Genomic DNA, 22,197 nt, shown 5'->3' on the forward strand with positions numbered 1-22,197 from the left:
GAATATGGATGTGATGCCCCAAGCCTTTGCGTCGGGAAAAACGAGAGCGCAGGTAAAGTCGGCAAAACGCAAGGCCTCACGGTCGAGCGTTGGCGAGCGGCTGGTGCTGAACTCTGTTGCGTCTGTCGACGTTGAGGCATTGAACGCCTTCTACCACCGGCGCGCGCACGCGGAAATCACGATCGCGGGCAGGGCGGTGCCGATTGCCGCCGTCTGGCCAGCGCCGAACCCTGCGGACCAGCGGTGGTACACCATTGCGTTCTCCGTCGGAGACACGATGGGCAAATTGCGCCTGCCGCTTTCCGTGGTCGAACGAGGCTTCGCCAGGGCAGACGAACTGGTCGACATGAAGCGGCTGGCCTCCGCTCACGCCGCACTGCTGCTGGAATCCGCGTTTGAAGAGGATTTCGAATGGATTGAGGCCAAGCTGGGCGACAGTATCGCGCTCACCTCGGTCACACAAACAGAAGCAGTTTCGGTTTCGGGCGAGACCCCGTTGGCTTTTGTCCTGACCGACAGCCAGGAGACGATTGACTGCGTCTTGAACACGAGTGACGCCAGCCTGGCGGTTCGGATCGGCCGTCTTTTTGACGAGATCGCCAAGGCCAGACCGCCGATCCCGGCCGAATTTCCTTTGCCGATCTGCCTTCGGCGTGGCGCACTCAAAGTAACCCTTGGCGAGCTGAAAAGCCTCCAGGCTGGCGACGTGGTGCTTTTCAGGAATGAGGCGGAAGAACGCAACGCGGCACTCATCATTGCCGAGCACCTTTATGCATCGGTGGCCCTGACTGCCGCCGGGCCGCAATTGCTTGCCGCGCCGACCCCCGTCGCCGGATCCAATTGGGAGTGGACCATGAATCAGAACTCGCCGCCGTCAGTTGGCCAGACCTTGGAAGAGTCAACTCTGGACGAGTTGCCGGTTGTACTCGCTTTCGAAATCGGCCGCACGGCAATGCCTCTCGGAGAGGTGAGGCAGCTTGCGCCCGGCGCCATCGTTCCGCTCGCCGATGTAACGGAGGCGATTGTCGACATCATCGCCAGCGGTAAACGTGTTGGCATTGGCGAGATCGTGCGGATTGGGGGAAGCCTGGGCGTGCGGATCCTTCGTATGTTCGATAATGCTTGAGAATTCGCCCAATCTCCTTGGTATTCTGATCGCCGTCGGCTTCGTCGGGTTGCTGCCTCTGGCGGTGGTCACGATGACGGGGTTCTTGAAGATTTCGGTCGTGCTGTTTCTCATCCGCAATGCACTCGGCGTCCAGCAGATGCCACCCAATCTGGTGCTGTACGGCATAGCGCTTGTGCTCACCGTCTATGTCACGACACCGTTGCTGAGCGAGATGTCTGGCCGACTTCAAGAAGGGCAAGTTCAGTTCCAGACGACCGATGACCTCGCCAGGGCAGCGCAACTGGTCAGGGAACCACTGCAGCGACACCTTATGAAATTCACTCAGCCGCAGGAGCGGCAGTTTTTTCTCGATGGAACGAGCCGCCTTTGGCCGGAACAGGCGCGGCAGAACCTGAAGGACGACGATCTCTCGATTCTTGTTCCGGCCTTTGTTGCGTCCGAGCTTACCCGAGCCTTCGAGATCGGTTTCCTGCTTTACCTTCCTTTCCTCATCATCGACATCGTTGTCGCCAATATCCTGATGACGCTCGGCATGATCATGGTCTCGCCGGTCCTTATTTCGATTCCCCTGAAACTGTTCCTTTTCGTCGCCATAGATGGCTGGTCGCGGCTGATGCATGGCCTGATCCTGAGTTACGGCTGACGACACGGCGGGTACGCATGAGCAATGACTTCATCCTGGCGAAGGTCCAAAGCGCGCTTTTGACGGTGCTGTTCGCGTCCAGCCCAGCGATCATTGCGGCACTGGCGGTCGGCATCCTCGTCGGCCTTGCCCAGGCGCTGACACAGATTCAGGACCAGTCGCTGCCGCAGACGATCAAGCTTGTCGTGATCCTGCTGGTCATCATCGTCTTAGGTCCTGTGCTTGGCCAGCAGATCGCGCAGCAGGCATCGACGGCTCTGGACGAATTCCCCGTCGTCACACGTTGAGGCACGCAGGTGCCGGTCGAACCACTCTTCGCATCTGTCAAAGACCTTCAGGTCTATCTCCTGGCAGGCGCTTTCGCGCTCGCACGCGTGGGTGGTTTCATGCTTCTGATGCCGCTGTTTTCGCGTGTGCCGCTATCAGGGCTTCTGCGCAATGGCGTGGCATTGGCGCTGGCAGTTCCAATCTTTCCAATGATCGTGAGCAAGCTGACGAACAGCGACGTCACGACCACGATGATCGCAGCCTACATTCTCAAGGAGGTTGTGGTCGGTGTAACGCTCGGGCTGTGTATGGGGATACCGTTCTGGGCAGCAGAGGCTGCCGGTGACATCCTCGACCTGCAGCGGGGCTCTACGATGGGGACGCTGATCGACCCTATGATGACGCACGAGACGAGTGCTACCGGCACCTTGCTCGCGGTCATCATGGTCACAATCTACCTGGCTGCCGGCGGCCTGCAGCTTTCCCTGACCAGTCTCTACGAGAGCTACGGCCTGTGGCCGATCGACAGTCTTCTGCCTGTATTCAGCAAGGATGCTGCGGGAATTTTCCTGCGTCTGCTGCATCGCATCGTGGCGATGGCGCTGACCCTCGTTTTCCCACTCATCATCAGCATGCTCCTGTCCGACATTGTGCTGGCTTTCCTGGCGCGGGCCTCTCCGCACCTGAATGTTTTTGCACTGTCGCTGGTCGTGAAGACGCTGGTGTTCAGTCTCGTCTTTGTACTCTATGCGGCTTTCCTGCTCTTCTACATGAACCGCGATCTTGGTTTCCTGCATGAGGCAAGCCGACAGATAGAAGCGATCGGCTGCCGCGAGTGTCAATGAGAATAAATATGAGCAAAAGCTAATAAAAAGCGCCATCCTTCGCCGGCCAATAAATACGATTTATCGATGAGGAAAGATTCTGATGATTTGACAAGTGACCGACCCGCCAATGATCTTACGCGCTCTCGACGTGTCTCTGAAACGTGCATATCCGTTGGAAGCCATGGCTCGCCCGATCACTTCATTGATCTACGAGGATTTGCGAATGGTCGATGCGGACAGGCTACGCAGGCTCGTCAGGATGGGTGCCTATGAAGGGCATACGGGAGGGCTTGCGCGCGGCAAGCTCCAGGCCAACGTCGTGATTGTGCCCCGCAGCTTTGCCGCCGATTTCCATCAGTTTTGCGTCCGCAATCCGAAACCCTGCCCTTTGGTGGGCGTAAGCCGTGCGGGCAGCCCATTGCTGCCAGCGCTGGGCGATATCGATATCCGTACCGATGCGCCACAGTACAGCATCTATTACTTCGGCGAGATGATCCGGCAGACCACAGACATCATCGACCTATGGCGAGATGACTTTGCGGCTTTCGCGCTCGGCAGTTCGCTCACCGTCGAGGGCGCACTTGTCGAAAAGGGCGTGAAATTCCGGCGCATCGGCCGTGGAAAAACCGCCCCCAAGTTCCGCACCAAGATCGAGACGTCTCAAGTCGGACCGTTCGGTGGCGAAATGGTCGTCTCAATGCGCCCGATAAGGCATAGCGACGTCGACAAGGTTCGCGCGCTCACCGCGCGTTTTCCGCATGCGCACGGGTCCCCCATCCATGTCGGCGAGCCCACGACGATCGGGATCCGAAATTTGATGGCTCCCGACTGGGGCGATGCCGTCGAAGTCTTGGAAGGGGAGGTGCCTGTATTCTGGGCCAGCAGCCTGACCGCCCAAGACGCTCTTGCTCGTGCCGAACTCGCGATCTCGATCACAGTGTCGCCGGGTCATATGCTGATCACCGACGTGGATGCACGGGCGCTGCCTTGGCCTAATGTCGAGCTTGGCGCGAGCTTGCAATGATCGTGCTCAAGTCAGAGCTTGCCTGATCCAACGCTCCGAAGCACCTCGACAGCAGGGCCGACGGGATGGCCTCTGACCGTGGACCCCACCACGGCCTTTCGCGAGAGCCCTGACTGCGCCTCGAAGCTTGGTAGTCATAGTCGTGCATGACCCTCGCGAAGAGTAGGTCAGCGGTGATGATTTCGGACTGTACTCGATTGAGCTCATTCATTTTATCTGCCGCTCTGGCTGGGCTTCTGGCTTATTCGCCCAGCTCGGTACATCAACCTTCGGTAGCGGTATAAGGTTCCGGAACTGATCCGCCAGAGAGCTGGTGCGGGAACCTGTCACTGAGCGCCGCATCCTGGCCGACCGACGGCAGGACGGGGTTCCACGTCTACCGAGTTCGTTGCGAACCCTTGGTTTCGGAGCTTCCGCTCGACGAAAAAAGCTTGACGTTGCCATATCCAGATGCGTTTACTTGATCCGTAACTAGGATACAAATTCCATTACTATGGAATACAGCGAAGGGAACCAAGATGAAGCGTTTCTTGCAAATCGTCGCTTCGCTCGCCGCGCTTATGCTGCCGGCGACAGGCGCTGCCTGGGCCGAGCCCGCTAAAGGTGGAGTGATCGACGTGGCGACCATTGGGGAGCCGCCGACGCTCGATCCGATGACCTCGACCGCCGATCTGGTTGGCATCGTCACGCAGCATATCTACGAGACGCTCTATACCTTCGACAAGGATTGGGGCATCACGCCGCTGTTGGCCGCCGACATGCCACAGATTTCGCCGGATGGCCTTACCTACACCATCCCGCTCAGAGCCGGCGTAAAGTTCCACGACGGCAGCGATATGAATTCGGCCGACGTGGTCGCTTCGCTGCAACGCTGGATGAAGATTGCCACGCGCGGCAAGCAGGCAGCCGAAGTCATCGCCGCGGTCGACGCCGTTGACGACAACACCATCAAAATCACGCTGAAAAAGCCGTTCGCGCCGCTTCTGTCGCTGCTGTCGCTGAACAATGCCGCCGCGATCATCATCCCGTCGGAAAACGTGGGACAGGAGCCGCTGACCAGCGTCGTCGGTACCGGCCCCTACATGTTGAAGGAACGCAAACCTGACCAGTACATCCAGCTTGCCCGGTTCGACGGCTACAAGTCGCGCGACGGCGAACCCAACGGCTATGGTGGCGCCAGAAAACAGTATCTCGACGAAATCCGTTTCGTGCCGGTTCCCGACGCGAACACGCGCGTCGAAGGCGCTGTCTCCGGTCAGTTCGCCTATGTTGACTCGTTGCCGGTCGAGTCCTTTGACAAAATGTCGGGTGGCAAGACCCAGCCGGTCATCTTGAAGCCGTTCGGCTGGCCGGTATTCGTGCTGAATACCAAGCAGGGGCTGAATTCCGACATTCGCATCCGCAAGGCGATACAAGCGGCGCTGGCGCCGAACGACATGCTGCTCGCCGCATTCGGATCGAAGGACTTCTTCGCAGCCGACGGCGACATGTATCCGCAAGGCTTTGCCTGGCACACGGACGCCGGCACCGAGCCCTACAAGCCCGATGGCGACACCGAAGCGGCTGCGGCGCTGCTGAAGGAAGCCGGCTATGGCGGCAAGCCTTTGCGCATCCTCACCAGCCGCCAGTACGAGTTCCACTACAAGATGGCGCAGGTCGCGGCCGAGTATCTGAAAGCCGCCGGCTTCCAGGTCCAGCTCGATGTGGTCGAATGGGCGACGCTGACCAAGAACCGCACCGACCCGGCGCTGTGGGACATCTACATTACTCACAGTCCGTTCCTGCCCGAGCCGTCGCTCACTGGCATAATGTCGGATTCCTCGCCGGGTTGGTGGGTTTCGGATCGCAAGCACCAGGTGCTTGAGGCGTTCAACGCCGAAGCCGATCCGGCCAAGCGCGTCGCGCTGTTCGCAGATGTCCAGAAGGCGATCTACGACGAGGTTCCAGCGTTCAAGGTCGGCGACTTCAACGCCTTGGCCGCCCAGGCCCCCAAGCTGAAAGGCGTGACGCCGGCGCCATGGCCCTATTTCTGGAACGCTTATCTGGAAGGCAACTGAGACGGCTCCTTCCACCTTCCGCCTCAACCCAAGGATAGGCGGCCGGGTGCCGGCCGACAAAGCCGGCGCCCGGCAAACCGTTCGATGATTGCTCAGAGATGGCCGATGCTGCGCTCAATCCTCAACAGACTTCTCGGCATGATCGTCGTCATGGCGCTGGTCGTCACGATCGTGTTCGTCATCGTACGGGTGACGCCCGGCGATCCGGCGGCGGTCATGCTGGGTCCAGACGCCACGGCCGCCGATATAGCCGCGCTGCGGTCCAAGCTCGGCCTCGACGGCTCCATCCTCGAACAGTTCGGGCGCTACGTTCTCGATGTCGTCCGAGGCGACTTCGGCCAGTCGATCTTCCTGGGCGAGCCGGTCACGACCGCGCTTGCCCAACGCGCCGAACCGACATTCTTTCTCACCGTTTTTTCCCTGGCGATCGCGACGCTCATCGCGCTGCCGGTCGGAATCCTGTCGGCCTACAAGCGCGGCTCTATCTTCGACCAGGCGGCAACCACGATTGCCATGTTCGCGGCCAGCGTGCCGAGCTTCTGGCTCGGCCTTTTGTTCATTCAGTTCTTCGCCGTGAAGCTCGGCTGGTTCGACACATCTGGCTATGGAGGGCCGGGAGCTTCGTTTGCCGACCGGCTTGACCATCTGGTGCTGCCGGCGCTGGCGCTCGGTCTCATAAGCTCGGCACTGATCACCCGCTTCACTCGCGCCTCGATGCTCGACGTGCTCAGTGACGACTATGTGCGGACCGCCCGGTCCAAAGGCATGAGCGAATGGCGTGTGGTGCTGAAGCATGCCTTCAGAAATGCCTTGATCCCCATCCTCACCGTCATCGGCCTGACCGCGGCACTGCTCATCTCCGGTGCGGTGGTGACCGAGACGGTGTTCGGCCTGCCCGGCGTCGGCAGCTTGGTCGTCTCGGCGGTTTTACGGCGCGACTATCCGGTTATCCAAGGCGCGCTGCTGGTCATTGCCGGGCTGTACGTCTTGGTCAATTTCGCCATCGACATGCTCTATCTGGCTGTCGATCCGAGGGTTCGCTACTGATGGCCGCTATCTCGGTGCCGCTCCAGGCAGAGCCAAATATCCTCTCGCGGCTGATGACCCGGCCGACGGCGGCGGTGGGCATCGCCGTAATGATGGTCATCGTGCTCGCCGCAATCCTCGCGCCAGTCATCGCCCCCTACGCACCGACCAAGCTCTCCATTGCCAGCCGGCTGCATCCGCCGAGCCTCGACCACCTGTTCGGCACCGACGATCTCGGGCGCGATATCTTTACCCGCATGCTCTACGCCGCGCGCACTTCGCTGACGGTCGGCTTTGCTGTCGTGATCTTCGCCTCGATCATCGGCGTCGTTTTGGGACTGACTTCCGGCTTCTTCAGAAGGCTCGACGCGCCGGTGTCGCGGTTGATCGACGCCATGATGGCTTTTCCCGACATATTGCTCGCAATTGCGCTCGTGGCGGCACTAGGCGCCACCGCTTTCAATGTCGTGGTCGCCCTCGGCGTGGTTTATGCGCCGCGGCTCGCACGCGTCGTGCGGGCCTCGACGCTGGTCATTCGCGAACTCCCCTATGTCGAGGCGGCCCGCGCACTCGGCGTGCCGACGCCGGTTATCCTGGTGCGCCACGTCCTGCGCAACGTCACCTCTCCATTGCTGGTACAGGCAACCTTCATCTTCGCCAACGCCATCCTGGCCGAGGCCGGTCTGTCCTTCCTTGGCGTCGGCATATCGCCCGATATCCCGACCTGGGGCACAATGATCGCCACCGGCCGTCAATACATGGATCAGGCCGGCTGGATCATGATGTTTCCCGGCAGCGCCATCGTCGTCACCGTGCTGTCACTGCAGCTCGTCGGCGACGGCTTGCGCGACCTTCTCGATCCTCGTCTGGCAAAGGACATCTGATGTTCGGCAATCGCTCTTCCCAATCCGAAAGGCCGCTGTTGATCAAGGGCGCAAAACCAGTCGGCTTCGGCGGCGGGTTTGGCCAGACCATCGACGTGCTGATCGGCAAGGATGGCCGCATCGCCGAAACTGGCTCAACGATCGTCGTTGGTGACGATGTGAAGATGCTTGACGCCAATGGCGCGTTCCTGTCGCCCGGCTGGACCGACCTCCACGTGCATGTCTGGTACGGCGGCACCGACATTTCGCTGCGGCCGCAGCAATGTGGCGCCACCCGAGGCGTCACCACGATGGTCGATGCCGGCTCGGCCGGCGAAGCGAATTTCCACGGCTTTCGCGAGTTCATCATAGAGCCGGCGCGAGAGAACATATACGCGTTCCTGAACATAGGTTCGATCGGTCTCGTCGCCTGCAACCGTGTCAGTGAGCTGATCGACATGCGCTCGATCGATATCGACCGCACCATTGCCACCGTCGAGGCCCACCGCGACGTCATCGTCGGACTGAAGGTGCGCGCCAGCCACGTCATTACCGGCGGCTGGGGTCTGACGCCGGTCCGGCTGGCGAAGAAGCTCGGCCGCATCCTCAAGCTGCCGCTGATGGTGCACGTTGGTGAGCCGCCGCCACTCTATGACGACGTTCTCGGCCTGCTGAGCGAAGGCGACATCGTCACTCATTGCTTCAATGGCAAGGCCGGCGGCTCGATCATCGAGGACGACGATCTTTATCGGCTCGCCGAGGATGCGGCGCAGCGCGGCATTGTGCTTGATGTCGGCCACGGCGGCGCCTCCTTCTCCTTCGATGTCGCCAAGGCGGCGCTAGAGCGCGGTCTGCCACCGAAGACGATCTCGACCGACCTGCACAACCGTTCGCTCGACGGCGCGGTGTGGGATATGGCAACCACCATGTCGAAGCTGTTGTCGCTCGGCATGGCATTCGAGGATGTGGTCACGGCCTCGACGACGGCGCCGCGCCGCGCCATCCGGTTGCCCGCCAACGGGCTGCTGAAAAAGGGCAGGCCAGCGGAATTCACTTTGTTCGACCTCGTCGAGGCCGAACTCACCGTGAAGGATTCGCAAGGGGCGACAAGCACGCTGCACCGGCTATTCGAGCCGCGCTACGCTGTCCTCGGTGCCGAGGCGATCGTTGCCCACCGCCACCTGCCGCCGGAAGGTTCTGCGGGCAGTGTGCCCGTCTGTCCGCATTGCGGGTGGAAATCATGAGCGGCTCGATCGCCAGCGACGTCATCCTGTCGGTTCGGGACTTACGGACCTGGTTTCAGACCCGCCGTCTTACCGCCAAGGCGGTCGATGGCGTCACCTTCGACCTGAAGCACGGCAAGACGCTGGCCGTGGTCGGAGAATCCGGCTCCGGCAAGTCGGTGACCAGCCTGTCGATCATGGGCCTGCTGTCACGGCCCGGAAGAATCGCCGGCGGCCAGATATTGTTCCGCGACCGGCAGGAGCATGTGCACGACCTCGCCGGATTTACCCAGAAGGAATTCCGCAAGGTACGCGGCCGGGAAATCGCGATGATTTTCCAGGAGCCGATGACCAGCCTGAACCCGCTCTTCACGGTCGGCGACCAGATCGGCGAGATGATCGTGCTGCACGAGCCGGTGAACCGGCAGGAAGCGCGCAGCCGTGCGCTCGCCATGCTGAAGCATGTCGAGATTCCGGACGCCGTCTCGCGGCTCGACGACTATCCACATCAGATGTCCGGCGGCATGCGCCAGCGCGTCATGATCGCCATGGCACTCGCCTGCAATCCGTCGCTGCTGATCGCCGACGAGCCGACTACCGCCCTCGACGTCACCATCCAGGCGCAGATCCTCGATCTCTTGCGTCGCCTGCAGGTCGAGATGGGCATGTCGATCCTTTTCATCACCCACAATCTCGGCGTCGTCGCCGAGATCGCCCATGATGTTGTCGTCATGTATGGCGGCCGTGCCGTCGAGCAGGCACCAGTCAACGACCTGTTTGCGCACCAGCGCCATCCCTACACGAGGGGGCTGCTGGCCTGCACGCCCAATGCCGCGCGCGACATCGGTGACGACGGCGAGCGCCGGGCGCTCTATTCCATTCCCGGCAGCGTGCCGCCGATCACCGCACTGCCCCCGGGTTGCGCCTTCGAACCGCGCTGTGACTTCGCTATTGCGCCCTGTCGGGCGGCGCCCCCGCCATTGATCCCGGCAGGGCCGCACGGCGCTTCCCGTTGCATCAGGAGCGCAGAGCTGTGAGCGCCGCGGTGATGGCCGATCGTGCGGAGGCTGCGCCATTGCTCAGCGTGCAGGGTCTGACAAAGCATTTTCCCGCCCGCAACGGCCGCATCATTCATGCTGTCGAGGATGTCAGCTTCGATGTCGGACGTGGCTCGACGGTCGGGCTGGTCGGCGAGTCCGGCTCCGGCAAGACCACCGTCGGGCGCGCCATGCTCAGGCTGGTGGAGCCGACCAGAGGCAAGGCGCTGTTCGACGGCGTCGATCTGTTTTCGCTGTCCGCACGTGAAATGCGCGGCTACCGGCAAAAGCTGCAGATCGTGTTCCAGGATCCATTCTCCAGCCTCAACCCGCGCATGCGTATCGCCGCCATCATCGGCGAGGCACTCGACGCACGCGGCTTTCCGCGAGGCAAGCGGCGTGCCGACAGGGTCGCCGAACTGCTGACGCTGGTCGGCCTATCGCCCGATCACGCCGCGCGCTACCCGCACGAATTCTCCGGCGGCCAGCGCCAACGCATCGGCATTGCGCGCGCGCTCGCCGTCGAGCCGGAATTCGTCGTCGCCGACGAGCCGGTCTCAGCGCTTGATGTGTCGGTGCAGGCGCAGGTGCTCAACTTGCTCGGTGAGTTGCAAAAGCGGCTCGGCCTGACGCTGCTGTTCATCGCGCATGATCTCTCGGTGGTCGAATACCTTTGCGACGAAGTGGTGGTGATGTATCTCGGCCGCGTCATGGAGCGTGGTCCGAGCCGTCTTCTCTACGCCGCGCCGCGGCACCCATACACCAGGGCATTGCTGGCGACGGCACCCGTGCCCGACCCGACTCGCCGGCGCACCCACGTCGCCTTGCACGGTGACATTCCAAGCCCGATTGACCCGCCTTCCGGCTGCGTCTTCCGCACCCGCTGTCCGGAGGCAATTGCCGCCTGCGCCGGAATCATTCCGCCCCTCGACGATATCGGCGACGGACATCACGTCGCCTGCATCCGGCACAACGAAAAAACGATCTGATTGGAGTTTGTGTATGACTTTTTCCGAGCTCATGAAGCGACCCGAAAGCACGCCCTACGACTCATCGATGTTTTCGGCGAGGGCGGCACTCATGCCCGCTCTGCGGTCGGCCACGGATCACTGCCGGGAAGAATAACCGTCGAAATCGAAGCCGTCATCGCCATTGATTGATCGGATCACGAATAGCCGGAGCACAAGACCATGCCTGTCGACGACATCCGCAGCCATCTGGGCCTCAGGCCCGTCATCAACGTCTCTGGCACGATGACCTCGCTCGGCGCCTCCATTGTCGTTCCCGCGGCTGTCGAGGCCGTGTCCGGCATTCTCACCGAGTTTGTCGAAATGGCCGATCTGCACCGCAAGGCCAGCGCCGTGATCGCCGAATTGACGGGCGCGGAGGCCGGCTTCATCACCGCCTCCTGTTCCGCGGCAATCAGCCTGGCCGTGGCGGCCAGCATGACCGGCTCGGACCTTGCTGCGATCGAACGGCTGCCGGATGCCGCGGGACTGAAAGACGAGGTCGTCATCCAGTCCGGCCACATGGTCAGCTACGGCGCACCGATCGAACAGGCGATCCGTCTCGCCGGCGCCAAGGTCGTGCCGGTCGGTCAGGCGACCAGCGCCTCGGCGTATCAGCTCTCAGGCGCCATCACCGAGCGCACTGCTGCAGCAATCTATGTCGTGTCACACCATGTCGTAGAGTATGGGCAAATCGCGCTGAAGATGTTCGTCGAAGCCGCCCATGCACGCGGGGTCCCGGTCATCGTCGACGCAGCGTCCGAATACGACCTGGCGGGCTTTCTCGCCAGCGGAGCCGATCTGGTGCTGTATTCGGGTCACAAATTCCTGGGCGGCCCGACATCCGGCATCGTCGCAGGCACGAAGGCGCGGGTGCGCGACGCCTATCTGCAGAACCGAGGCATCGGGCGCGGTATGAAAGTCGGCAAGGAAGGCATCGTCGGTGCGCTCGCTGCTCTCCAGGCCTGGAAAACGCGTGACCATGACGGTATCCGCGCTCGCGAACGCCGAGCGCTCGATTGCTGGGCGCAAGCGCTCGAGGGGCGGCCTGGCGTCACCGCCGCTATCGTACCCGACCCGACCAGCAATCCGCTCGATCGCTTGAAGGTGTGGGTGAATGCCGCCCAAGCCCGCATTACGGCCTGGGATCTGGCCGACCGGATGGCAACCGGCAATCCGCCGGTGGTCGTCCGCGACTATGAGGTCGAGCACGGCTATTTCTTCCTCGATCCATGCAATTTGCATCCCGACGAAGAATTCGTCGTGGCGGCACGGCTTGCCGAGGAGCTTGATGGCGCGCGCAAGTCGAATGCGATCATCGCCACACCATGGAACGAGCGTCTCATGGCCCGCGAGGCTGCGATCCTCAACTGGCCGGATTGAGGGTGGCTGTGGTAAATGCCCCGGCTGCCTTACAGTGCAAGCAAAACCAGTCCCGAGAATGCCATGCCCACGATAGCGCCCGACCTGCACCTGAACCCCGCCGAAGGCGCACGGGAACCCCGCCGCTCGCGCACCAGCGGTATCGACCGTGCGCTGCAAATACTCGATTATCTGCAAAAGCAGGGGCGGCCAGCAACGGCGTATGAGATAGCGCACGACATCGGCGCCCCCCTGTCGACGATCTACGTCATCGTCGAAGATCTGGTCGAAAAGGAACTGCTGGACCGCAAGGACGGCGGTCTGCTCTGGCTGGGTCCGCGGCTCTATCAGTACGGCCTGACCTACGCTCGTACGTTGGACCTGCTCAACGTGGCAACGCAGGAGATGCACGAACTGGCTCAGAGTTCGAAAGAGGCGATCCAGCTATGCGGCCGTGACGGTGACCATATGGTCGTGCTTGCGATGGAAGAGGGCAAAGATCATTTCCAGGTTACATCTCGCGTCGGGACCCGGACGCCGCTGAACTGGACTGCGTCGGGCCGGCTGCTCGTCGGCCATTTGCCGGAAGCCGAACGTCGCGCAATTTTCGCCCGATCCGCGATCGCCTCTCCGACTGGACGCGCCGAGACGGACGAGGATGTGCTCGCTCGCGCGGCCGCCGCAGCACTGGAGCAGGGGCTGTCGATCCAGGCTGGTGAATCTGACTTTTCAGTTGCCTGCATTGCGGCTCCCATCCGTGACAACCAAGGAGCCTGCCGTGCCACGATCTCGATCGTCGTCCCGGACGTGAAGCTGAAGCAAAAGAACCCGGATTTGATTACGATGGTCAAGACCAGCGCGCGCCGCATCGAGTCGCGGCTCGGTTGGCGAGCCGACCGGCCATAGCGAACGCCCGGCGCGAGTTGGCAAAATCGCGGGATGGTGCGCTTCTGCACATCCCGCTCACCGAACCAGAAATGGTCCCATTGGACCGGCGTGTCGCTCACTTGCACACAACGTCCGGATGGCGAGCTGGTGTGAGCGATGCCCAGGGGCCACGTTAGAACCAAGTTCGAATTTCGCTCGGTCGGCAAAGTAGGACTGTCGCATGGCGATGTTGTGGCGGTAACGGGCGCACCGAAGGTCGCGAACAAGGCTTCATCCTTCACCGGTAAAAGGGTTCCGAGATCGTCGCGGCCCACAGGCGCCTGCAGAGCTACAGATCGCGTGCCCTAGGAAAATGCCGCTTGAGAAGGCTGCTGGCCGCACTAAGCTCGGGTTCTTTCACTTGCGTGGGGATAGTGATGAACACTGGAGCGACCAGCCGCCTGGCGGGCCGTGCCAGATATTGGGCAATCGCGCTGACCGAACGGAAAAGCGTCACCGGTACCGACGGCGAAGCCGCGTTCGGCCTATGGCTGGCCGACGAGTTGCGCCGCGAGACCGCGTTTCGCCACGCGGAAACCTGGACCATAGAGGTCGAGCCGGGAGATCGCCGGCACTGCGTGGCGATGCTGGTCCGCGGCACTGGCCGCACCACCGTTGTGCTGACCGGCCACTACGACACCGTCACGACGCGCGACTATGGCGATCTGGAGGATCTGGCCACCCAGCCGCAACAACTCACCCAGGCGCTGAGCAAAGCCTTGGCCATGGCCGATGCGCCTGCCGCCAGGCGGGCGCGGGACGATTTCGTCTCGGGAGAGTTTCTCGCCGGCCGCGGCCTGCTAGACATGAAGGCCGGCCTCGCCGCCGGGCTGGCGGTCTGCGCCGAATTGGCCGAAAGCCCCGATCCGGCGGGGAACCTTCTGTTCATCGCCGTTCCCGACGAAGAGAAAAATTCTGCCGGAGCGCGCAAGGCGGCACAGGCGCTGCCGCGATTGCTGGCGAGCGCGGGCTCGAAATTCTGGCGGCGATCAATCTCGATGCGACCGCCGACGACGGGGACGGCAGCAAGGGTCGCATCATCGCGCTCGGAACGGTGGGCAAGCTGCTTCCGACCGCCTACGTCGTCGGAGTTCCCGCGCATAGCGGTTTTCCCCTGAATGGCCTGAATGCCGCAGCGGTTACCGCCGCAATAGCCGCCCGGGTGGAAGGGCATCGGAGCTTACCGACGATTCCCAGGCCGTTCAGGGCACGCCGCCGAGTCTGCTCAGCATCCGCGACGGCAAGTCCGGCTATGATGTGACAACGCCGGCAACGGCGTTCGCCACCTTCAACGTGCTGAGCTATCGCTGGACGCCAAATGAGGTGCTTGATGGTTTCGATCGGCTTTGCGCAGATGGTGTTTCTGCCTGCCTGACGGAGCTGAAGCGGCGGCGGCGCTCCCACGGCAGCGCCGCGATTGATCTCGTCGAAACAATTCCCCTGCATCGTTACGAGGCAGTGCTGGACCGTCTCGGTGCGGAAGCAAGATCAAGGCTTGGCGCGGTTGGAGCGTCCCTTGCCGCTGGCGATCTCCCTCTGCCGGAGCAATGCCGGCTGGTCACCGAGGAGGCATGGCGATTGAGCCGCTTGCTGGGACCGGCAATCGTCACCGGCTTCGGCTCGATACCTTATCTGCCGACGACCCTTTCGGAGCAGCCGGCAGCGGCGAGGCTGCGCGCCATAGTCTCGGACATCACCGCCGGCGCAAGCGCCCGCTATGGCTCAGCAATCGGCTGTGCGGATTATTTCGCCGGCATCTCGGATATGAGCTTCTTTGGCGAGGCCGCCGAGTCCGGTCTCGACGTCGTCGCCCGCAACACGCCGATGTGGCGGGAGGGCATTCGCTGGCGGAAGTCAGGTGGGCTGGCCAACATTCGCACCATCAATATCGGCCCGTGGGGACGAGACTACCACACGCCGCTCGAGCGTCTGCATATCGGCCACGCTTTCGACGTCCTGCTGCAAGTCGTGAGGGATGTTTGTGCTGCACTTCTTACAAAGCCGGAGTAAGCGCGAAAGCCCTATGCCTCGACACCTTCGCTAGGAACAAATCTTCAAAGCCAAGGTCTGGAGGTCAGATCCACCGGCGAGGAAATCCGATGGACACTGATGTCAATTCCGAAACCCGCTTAATCTTCATTGTCGGGCTCCGCAACGCCCCCGCCATGGAAAACCAGGCACTGTCGATCATGAAGCCTCAAGTTCAGCCGGATAGAAAACTATCCGCAGGTCGCCGACCGGCTGCGGCAGTACATCCGGGAGACAGAAGGGCAGATTGGCCCGGCTGAAATCCATTCTGGATAGCCTCGGTGAGGACCACTCCACTTTGAAGGATACGGACATGTCAATGGTCGGCAGCATTGCGGCGATGTTGGCATGCCGTAGCCGGCTGAAATCCTCAAGAACTGCTTCGCCAACTTTGCATTCGAAAATTACGAGATCGCCGCCCACAACTCCCTGCTCGTGCTTGCAGAGGCCGGCGCATTTCAACAAGCAAAAGCCTCAGCAGAATCTGAGCGAAGAAGAGAAAATGGCCGACTGGCTAAAGCAGAACCTGCGCGACGTCACCTTCAATACGCCAGACTGCGTGGGGCGGGAGAGACCGCCAAGAGCTAATGCGCCCGGCTGACCGAGAGGAGTGCCCGGTAGCCACCTCAAACCACCCCTGGCGGATCGACCGCGACGGGATGATTTGGGACCGGACAGTGCTGCTTCGGGCTGAGTGGAGACGAGATGGCAGCGCTCTGCAAATAGCCAAACGGTTCGCTCCAATGCTGCCAGCTAGCGACAGGCTCGGGACCGGTTGAGACATCGATCGCAGCGGGCTCACCACCAACGACCGACCCCGGCGTTATTGTGCAGTTCAGGGGGACTCGTCCGACTCCGGCAAGCGATCGCGAATGGCCTCCTCGGTTTTGCTTGCAGTCGATCTTACAACATCGGCGACGCGGCCAGCCAAGGTGTCGGCGTCGCCGCTGGAACCCTGTCGGTCAGCCTCTTCCTTTACGGTTTCGTAGGCTTCGGCGGCGACTTGCTTGGCTTGGTCGAGGCCCTTCTCGACGACGTCCTCGGCACTGTCACGAAGCTTGTCGCGGTAGGCGCCAAGTTGCTCGTCCTCCGTGGCGGTGTGGGGTAGCATCACGCCGATGGCGGTGCCGACTGCAAAGCCCACCGCAGCCATCGCCAGAGGTTCGCGCTGCAGCAGATCCTGCGCCGACTGGCGCGCCCGTGCGGTCAGATCACTGGCACTTGAGCCGACCTGTCCGGCCGTGCTTCTGAATTTTTGTCTGGCGCCGCCCGCAAGATCTGCCACGGCTTCGGTTACACCGCCTGCCATGGAAGCAACCGAACCAGCAGCCTCGGAGAGCATGGAGCCGCCTCCGGAACTTTCGCCCTCGGCACCGTAGTCATCGCCGCTTGAGTCCGGCCAGCCCTCGCCACCCAAGTTCTGCCGGTCAGAGAAATTCCGGGTGTCGTTTCTGCGGGTCTGATGGCCACCTAGTGCTGAAGTGTCTACCGACGGGCCCCTGCCGAGCATCAGCCAGGCCAGGCCGGCACCGACCAATGTAAGCGGCAACGGATTGTCCCTGACCTGAGTCTTAAGATTGCTGAGCATGGCGGATCCCTCGCCGCTGAACATCCCGGTGAATTCGTCGATCAGTTGGCCCGGTGTCATCTTGCTGCGGATCGAGTCTGCGGTATCTGCCACTCTGGCGCGGGCTATATCAGCATCGCGTTCCAACTCGGCTGCGGATTTTTCGGTCATCTTATCTGTTCCTTGATCACGCGTGCATCACGCTTAAGCTGGTCTTGTGTGCGGTCGGGCGTCAGTTCGGAAGGAGCCATGCTTGCTTTGCCGGAGCGCAAGAGTATGACGCCCAGGATCGCCACCACGACGCCGACCAGCAGCGAAGACCATCCGGCTCCCAGTCCGGCGCTCGCCAAGGCAATCACCAGCGCCTGCAAAAGCACCATCAGGGCGGCGAGCAGGCAAATGGCGCCTCCCATTACCTCCACGGCGCCGGCGCCGGCCTTGCTTACCTTTTCCGACATTTCAGCCCGCAACAGCCTGCTTTCGGTTTGAAGCAGTGTTGTGACCTGCTGTGCCAGATCGCTGACAAGGGTTGTCAGGCTGCGAGTGTCCTGATTGTCAGTCATGGGTTTCGCTCCAGGCTTGCATTGGCCCAGTCATCGCCGGACTGATCGGATCCTAGCGGGGCCGGCTCAACTGCCTCCGCCGATCGCCATCCTGACTCATTCGAGCTAGGACCCGTCTCGGGCGCCCGGCCTGTTCCCGACTGGCCCGGTGCTCCGGTTTGGGCAGAGGGTGGCGAGCTCTTGATGAACCGCCCCAACGCCAGGCCTGCCAATACCGAACCGGCGATCAGCGCCCCGGAGTTTTCACGGCCGAACGACTGAATTTCGCCGAGCACCTCATCGAACGGCTTATCCTTCAGTGAGGATGAAAGCCGCTCAAGCCCGCCTGCGGCATCGAGGGCGAACTTTGAAGCGGTCCGTTGATCATTATTGGCCAGATGCTCGCTTGCCGCGCGCAATGCACCGCTAAAGGCCTTCAGGTTGGCGCTCACGTCGCGTTGTGTTCCCTCTGCCTTGTCGACCAACGCTTGCTTGGCTTCCGAAGCGTAATCGCTGGCTTTCCGAGTGACCTCGTCGCGAGCGTCCTGTAGCGCCTCGGTCGCGGTCTGCGTTTCTCGTTGTAATCTTTCCGAAAGCTCGCTTTTGGCTGTCTCGAAATCGGCCGTCTGACGGCCCTGATCGTTTTGGTGCTGCATGGTGTCTCCTAGTGGAATCCGAGGAAGGAGAGGATCGCAAGCACGACGACGACAAGGCCGATGAGATAAATGACACTGTTCATGGCGCAATCTCCTCCACTTCGCACAGAACTTGCCTGGGCTTCCTGAGTTCCCTTCCGGCGACATCTTTTTTGGTAAGCGCTGCCTAACCGTTCTGAGGCCTGCTTCGCCCCTGCGAAACGGCGTCACGAAAGAAGTTTTCTCGCGCCGTCCGCAATGCCTCTGCGAGGGCCGTCATCGGCAAGCCGCGGCAGCTGCCACGGCTTGTCTTCCCCAGTCGATCGCAGGCCGCGCGATCATCAGCACCTCAGGTCCTTCGGAAACAAGGCGTGCACAAACCGAGGCACCGATGATCCCATTCTCCGGCCGCGGGAAAGCATCGTTCATCCCAGCTAGGAAAGACGCGACAGCGCCGTCCGCTACGACATTGGTGGCGGATCGGCGTAGTGTGCCACCGCTGAGATCGAGAATGCCGACAACCACCTGACATTCAGCGCCGCAAGTCTCTGGGAGATTGCCATCAAACGCGGTCTGGGCCGCCCTGACTTTAGGGTCGATGCGCGCCTGTTACGTCGGGGCCTGATCGACAATGGCTATTATGAGCTGCCACTCACCGGCGAGCTTGCCATCACGGTGGAGGGGCTTCCACCCATCCACACGGACCTCTTCGATCGGATCCTGATTGCTCAATCGATCGTGGAGGGCATTACATTGCTGACCGTCGACGATCTGATCGCGCAGTATCCTGCGCCTATCCGCAGTCTTGACAAACCTGCGCCCGGAGCCCGAGCCACAGATCGGCTGCTAGAGCGAAAGTTCTTCCTGGCGTGTCTCAACTGAAGGGCCGCCCGGCTTGGTGGGTGGCGAAGCGGAGGGGCTGAACGCGTTTTGCAAAATGCGCCATAGAGAAGCCCGGAAATTCCTTGGGAATCGACGCTGGTTCGGCCGATCCGGCGCGTCAGTGCTTCTTCGGCCTGAACCTGTTGGCGCCACTCGTTCAAGCATGTCGTCGCGCCGGAAGTAGATCGCGCGGCCATATGCGGGCTGCCTGAGCGGGTCGCGGCAGAGGTGATGGAAGGGGCACAGTCGTCCGCTGAACTTTGCGCTCGCCCCATTCCGTTGACGAAGAGGGTGCCCCGCCGGCTCCGTTGAGTCGAGGCTGGCCGGGCTTGGCGCTCAACAGAGGGCCGGGGCGGCCGCTGCGCCCGGCCTGGCATGTCGTGAATCGTCCAAACCATTCGAGAACCTGGGCTGGCTGCCGCTGGACGTAGGTATAACCGTCCCCAGCGCCGCGTCGTGCCCTCGATCCAGTACAGCTTCTTTTCTGCCACGGGTATGTTGTTGAACATGGCATGGATATCGCTCGGCCGCGTCTAGAGATCCTGGCGCATTTGGTAGAGGAACGTCGGGATTATCACGCTCTTGGCCCAAGGGCACCCTTGCCGCGCGTTCTTCATGCCATTGAGTGAGGCCGAGGACACCGCGGGCTGCAGGCTGAACGATGTTTTGCTGCCGCCGACCAGGTAGCCGCGGGGATGTCGCCGAGCGCTGATGTGATCTCCGGCAGGAACCATGGAATGCGAGAGGATGTGTCACCGCTCGACTTGGCGGCCTTTGTCACCGCGTTGAGCAGGACGCCATATTGCACCGATGCGGCGCGCTCGTTCCCTTCCTCGCGATGCAGGTGAGCCCGTCCGCTGTCGACCCGATGATTTTTCCGGCGTCATGTCGACCGGCATGTTGCGGGCCAGCGCGTCGAGATCCTGTGCCATCGCGATCAGCTGGTGACGCGCTGACATTTCGATGATGCCGCGCCCATAATCATAGGCGCCAGAGATGGTGACGGCTTCCGCGGCGAGCCGGGTGACATAAGCGAACATGGTCAGATCGCCGACCATCTGCTCTGCCGGGATATACGGCTCAATCGTGATCGGATTGACCGGCCTGCCCTTGGCGATCATCGTTGACATGGTTTCAAAGAGCGCGCCGTGGAGCTTGTCGCGAAGTGTTTCGGCCTCAGGAATCCGGCGACGCGCCAATAGGCGTCGAGTTCAGGATAAACACAAGCAAGGCCTGTTCAGACTCGATGGCATCGGGCAGTGGGCTTTGAATTCGCGGGGATGCGCGTTCATGCAACCCTCGCCGTGTCTTCGCGTTTAACCGCCTTCAACCGCAGCGAGCGAGAAAAATGACAGCGTTCATCCCGTCTACCTGAATGGCAAGTCGACGGTGGTCGCATCGATATCCGATGCTGCGAAAGCGCTTGAACAACCATGGCCATACCTGGCCAAACCGCGACGGCTCGAAGCGGTCCGAATGATCAAGGAATGCTTGGCCGGTCATTGCAACCAACAAGCTGCGATCGATGCCTTCAAGGCGGCCGCAGCCGAACAGGGCCTTAAGCAAAGGCCTCCGCTCGTCGGCCTGAAGCGACTTGGCGGAATTGTTGAAGAGCTGATCTGAAGTCATGCCACCTTGCCATTTTGAACGGCTGGCAGGCCTCGCCGGCCATTTGCGATGCCAACGGCCTCCGCGGCGTCCGCATTCTTCACGTCCAAGAGCTTCCTGCATTGCTTTGCCGGCCGAAAAATAATCGTTCGCTTTCTGCTCATCGTGGATGCGGTGAATTCGTCTATCCGCGGCCAAAGTACGTCTACCTAGTGGTTCAGGAATGCTTCAGTTCTACCGAGTAATTTCGGTCGCCGAGCATCTCGCTGCCCTGCGTATCTGTCCGATACAATTTGCGGTTTTTGCCCACTACCGAGAGCCATTCACCTTGGTGACCAGCTCGTCCTGTGGGAATACGAAAGGGCCTTCTGAGGGGCTTCGGAGCCCCTTCGAAGCAAGGAAAGGATAAGGAACAGGAGAAAAAAGGACCTAGGACAAGGACAGGAAAAATTTGGCTCTGGATGAGGCGCTATTCCCATGCGATGTCGAGGAAATGGAAGACAAAGGCGTTGACCATACGAGGCGCAGCATGAAAGCGCAACTCGGGCCGGCGGGGTCATCCTGATTTGTCATGACCCCGACCTATCGCGGCGTCGACGGGCCGGATGGTTCAACCCGTGCGAAGTCCGTCAGTGCCGGTGAAATCGATCCTCGTCAGACGCGATCTGGCCTCGACCACGCGCCGTTGCGCAGCCCGTATCCTGCTGCACAGCGCGATATTGATGCCGACGCCGCAGTCTTCATCCAGCATTTCATTCGCACGTTTAAGGGAAAGCTGCGCTCCGTTGAGCCGCTGTCGGGCTCTCGCCAGTTCCATATCCAAAAATTCCATTATCCCGCATCCATTGCAGTCCCTTCGATTGGTAAACCGCTCGTGGCGGCCGTTGGTTCCGGCTGTTCGCGAGCGTGCAGCCCAGCGTCCATATGGTGGCACAGGCCTGGAACGCAACTGGTGGCGCCGGTGGCTGGAAGGGCGCGTCGAATGAGATCAGCCAGTGCCCAAAACAGGCGAGCGGCTTCGGCCGATCTGGATGTTCGGGCGAAATGCATCGACGTGAACACGGCGCTCGCCGTGTTCTCGAACGACTACCAGGTATCCGGCCGGGCGAGTTCGTCGTCGTCGATACCAGCGATCGCACCGTCCGCCATCTCGAACCTACTTGATCCAATGGCAAGGCGGCAGACGCAACGTCTACGAAGCCGTCGCCCGCGAGTTCAATTGGTGCGGCGAGAGCATTCCGCCGAGCGGGTGGTGGTGCGCAGCATTCGTGGCCTCAGAGGGCGCGGGGCGATACAGGAGTGAGATTGATCGTGCCGTCGCCTGCGGTCGGCTGCTGGAGTTACCCGGCGGGTCAGAAGGGCCTTACCGCAGCAACGGCGGCTATCTTGAAAGCAAGATCGTCGATGCGCCGACATTGGCCCGATGCGCACGCCGGCGGTGGGTCCACCATGAGGATTGTAAAAACTGTACAGGTTCGAGCCTTGCTCGAATTTAGCGAAAGATCAGGTGCAAAGGCTGGAGCAACGCCCCGTAGCGATTGAT

The 22,197-nt window shown here is 61.5% G+C and carries 23 protein-coding genes and 1 pseudogene; 19 read left to right on the top strand and 5 right to left on the bottom strand.

What is annotated here, in order from left to right; genetic code table 11:
* Positions 1–4: 4 nt before the first annotated feature.
* The 16 genes and pseudogenes from sctQ to NKJ28_RS15405 all read left to right on the top strand — a co-directional run bounded on the left by sctQ (position 5) and on the right by NKJ28_RS15405 (position 15,402).
* A complete protein-coding gene (gene sctQ / locus NKJ28_RS15330) occupies positions 5–1,126 on the top strand; it encodes a type III secretion system cytoplasmic ring protein SctQ (RefSeq protein ID WP_352636345.1) in 1,122 nt (373 codons plus the stop codon).
* Entirely contained in the window at positions 1,119–1,772 is a 654-nt protein-coding gene (gene sctR / locus NKJ28_RS15335) for a type III secretion system export apparatus subunit SctR (RefSeq protein WP_352454246.1), read from the top strand. The genes sctQ and sctR overlap by 8 nt, the downstream gene beginning before the upstream one ends.
* A 17-nt stretch (positions 1,773–1,789) precedes the next feature.
* Positions 1,790–2,059, top strand: coding sequence for an EscS/YscS/HrcS family type III secretion system export apparatus protein (locus NKJ28_RS15340; RefSeq protein WP_352467364.1), 270 nt, complete (start codon positions 1,790–1,792; stop codon positions 2,057–2,059).
* A gap of 9 nt (positions 2,060–2,068) precedes the next feature.
* Positions 2,069–2,884 (top strand): type III secretion system export apparatus subunit SctT, encoded by an 816-nt coding sequence (gene sctT / locus NKJ28_RS15345; protein ID WP_352636348.1) that lies wholly within the window; start codon positions 2,069–2,071, stop codon positions 2,882–2,884.
* A gap of 94 nt (positions 2,885–2,978) precedes the next feature.
* On the top strand, positions 2,979–3,890 hold the full coding sequence (locus tag NKJ28_RS15350; RefSeq protein ID WP_352636350.1) for a D-glutamate cyclase family protein: 912 nt from the start codon (positions 2,979–2,981) through the stop codon (positions 3,888–3,890).
* Between the two features lie 518 nt (positions 3,891–4,408).
* Positions 4,409–5,947, top strand: a complete 1,539-nt coding sequence (locus NKJ28_RS15355; RefSeq protein WP_502902192.1) for an ABC transporter substrate-binding protein — start codon at positions 4,409–4,411, stop codon at positions 5,945–5,947.
* Between the two features lie 105 nt (positions 5,948–6,052).
* Positions 6,053–6,994 carry an ABC transporter permease gene (locus NKJ28_RS15360; protein ID WP_352636352.1) on the top strand — a complete coding sequence of 314 codons (942 nt, stop codon included), beginning with the start codon at positions 6,053–6,055 and terminating at the stop codon, positions 6,992–6,994.
* A complete protein-coding gene (locus NKJ28_RS15365) occupies positions 6,994–7,857 on the top strand; it encodes an ABC transporter permease (RefSeq protein WP_352636354.1) in 864 nt (287 codons plus the stop codon). The genes NKJ28_RS15360 and NKJ28_RS15365 overlap by 1 nt, the downstream gene beginning before the upstream one ends.
* Positions 7,857–9,080, top strand: coding sequence for an amidohydrolase/deacetylase family metallohydrolase (locus NKJ28_RS15370; protein ID WP_352636356.1), 1,224 nt, complete (start codon positions 7,857–7,859; stop codon positions 9,078–9,080). The genes NKJ28_RS15365 and NKJ28_RS15370 overlap by 1 nt, the downstream gene beginning before the upstream one ends.
* Positions 9,077–10,096 (top strand): ABC transporter ATP-binding protein, encoded by a 1,020-nt coding sequence (locus NKJ28_RS15375; protein WP_352636358.1) that lies wholly within the window; start codon positions 9,077–9,079, stop codon positions 10,094–10,096. Before NKJ28_RS15370 ends, NKJ28_RS15375 begins: the two co-directional genes overlap by 4 nt.
* 11 nt (positions 10,097–10,107) lie before the next feature.
* Positions 10,108–11,085: an ABC transporter ATP-binding protein gene (locus tag NKJ28_RS15380; protein ID WP_352636434.1), complete on the top strand. Its 978-nt coding sequence runs from the start codon at positions 10,108–10,110 to the stop codon at positions 11,083–11,085.
* A 63-nt stretch (positions 11,086–11,148) separates the two neighbouring features.
* Positions 11,149–11,256 (top strand): annotated as a pseudogene (locus NKJ28_RS15385) (RidA family protein); the annotation flags it as partial.
* 30 nt (positions 11,257–11,286) lie between these two features.
* Positions 11,287–12,486: an aminotransferase class V-fold PLP-dependent enzyme gene (locus NKJ28_RS15390; protein WP_352636360.1), complete on the top strand. Its 1,200-nt coding sequence runs from the start codon at positions 11,287–11,289 to the stop codon at positions 12,484–12,486.
* Between the two features lie 63 nt (positions 12,487–12,549).
* Positions 12,550–13,371, top strand: a complete 822-nt coding sequence (locus NKJ28_RS15395; RefSeq protein WP_352636435.1) for an IclR family transcriptional regulator — start codon at positions 12,550–12,552, stop codon at positions 13,369–13,371.
* Between the two features lie 398 nt (positions 13,372–13,769).
* The gene (locus NKJ28_RS15400) at positions 13,770–14,510 is read left to right on the top strand and encodes a M20/M25/M40 family metallo-hydrolase (RefSeq protein WP_352636361.1); all 741 of its coding nucleotides are present in this window, start codon (positions 13,770–13,772) and stop codon (positions 14,508–14,510) included.
* Positions 14,511–14,649: 139 nt separating this feature from the next.
* Complete coding sequence (locus NKJ28_RS15405; protein ID WP_352636362.1) at positions 14,650–15,402, top strand: hypothetical protein; 753 nt, start codon at positions 14,650–14,652, stop codon at positions 15,400–15,402.
* A gap of 177 nt (positions 15,403–15,579) precedes the next feature.
* Here NKJ28_RS15405 and NKJ28_RS15410 read toward each other — a convergent pair whose 3' ends face one another.
* From NKJ28_RS15410 to NKJ28_RS15425, 4 genes are all read right to left on the bottom strand, one after another.
* Positions 15,580–15,843 (bottom strand): hypothetical protein, encoded by a 264-nt coding sequence (locus NKJ28_RS15410; protein ID WP_352636363.1) that lies wholly within the window; start codon positions 15,841–15,843, stop codon positions 15,580–15,582.
* A gap of 412 nt (positions 15,844–16,255) precedes the next feature.
* On the bottom strand, positions 16,256–17,158 hold the full coding sequence (locus NKJ28_RS15415) for a hypothetical protein (protein WP_352636364.1): 903 nt from the start codon (positions 17,156–17,158) through the stop codon (positions 16,256–16,258).
* Complete coding sequence (locus NKJ28_RS15420) at positions 17,155–17,550, bottom strand: phage holin family protein (protein WP_352636365.1); 396 nt, start codon at positions 17,548–17,550, stop codon at positions 17,155–17,157. Before NKJ28_RS15420 ends, NKJ28_RS15415 begins: the two co-directional genes overlap by 4 nt.
* The gene (locus NKJ28_RS15425; protein WP_352636366.1) at positions 17,547–18,185 is read right to left on the bottom strand and encodes a hypothetical protein; all 639 of its coding nucleotides are present in this window, start codon (positions 18,183–18,185) and stop codon (positions 17,547–17,549) included. Before NKJ28_RS15425 ends, NKJ28_RS15420 begins: the two co-directional genes overlap by 4 nt.
* A gap of 483 nt (positions 18,186–18,668) precedes the next feature.
* Here NKJ28_RS15425 and NKJ28_RS15430 point away from each other — a divergent pair, with 483 nt between their 5' ends.
* Complete coding sequence (locus NKJ28_RS15430; RefSeq protein WP_502902195.1) at positions 18,669–19,046, top strand: type II toxin-antitoxin system VapC family toxin; 378 nt, start codon at positions 18,669–18,671, stop codon at positions 19,044–19,046.
* Between the two features lie 752 nt (positions 19,047–19,798).
* Here NKJ28_RS15430 and NKJ28_RS15435 read toward each other — a convergent pair.
* On the bottom strand, positions 19,799–20,167 hold the full coding sequence (locus NKJ28_RS15435) for a hypothetical protein (protein WP_352636367.1): 369 nt from the start codon (positions 20,165–20,167) through the stop codon (positions 19,799–19,801).
* Positions 20,168–20,435: 268 nt separating this feature from the next.
* Between NKJ28_RS15435 and NKJ28_RS15440 the strand changes: the two genes are divergently transcribed.
* Both NKJ28_RS15440 and NKJ28_RS15445 read left to right on the top strand, forming a co-directional pair.
* On the top strand, positions 20,436–20,669 hold the full coding sequence (locus NKJ28_RS15440; RefSeq protein WP_352636368.1) for a DUF982 domain-containing protein: 234 nt from the start codon (positions 20,436–20,438) through the stop codon (positions 20,667–20,669).
* 556 nt (positions 20,670–21,225) lie between these two features.
* Positions 21,226–21,957 carry a hypothetical protein gene (locus NKJ28_RS15445; RefSeq protein ID WP_352636369.1) on the top strand — a complete coding sequence of 244 codons (732 nt, stop codon included), beginning with the start codon at positions 21,226–21,228 and terminating at the stop codon, positions 21,955–21,957.
* The last annotated feature ends 240 nt before the right edge of the window (positions 21,958–22,197 follow it).

Origin of the sequence: Mesorhizobium sp. M0145 (assembly GCF_040322355.1) — a bacterium.
In the GTDB taxonomy this organism is placed as follows: Bacteria; Pseudomonadota; Alphaproteobacteria; order Rhizobiales; family Rhizobiaceae; genus Mesorhizobium.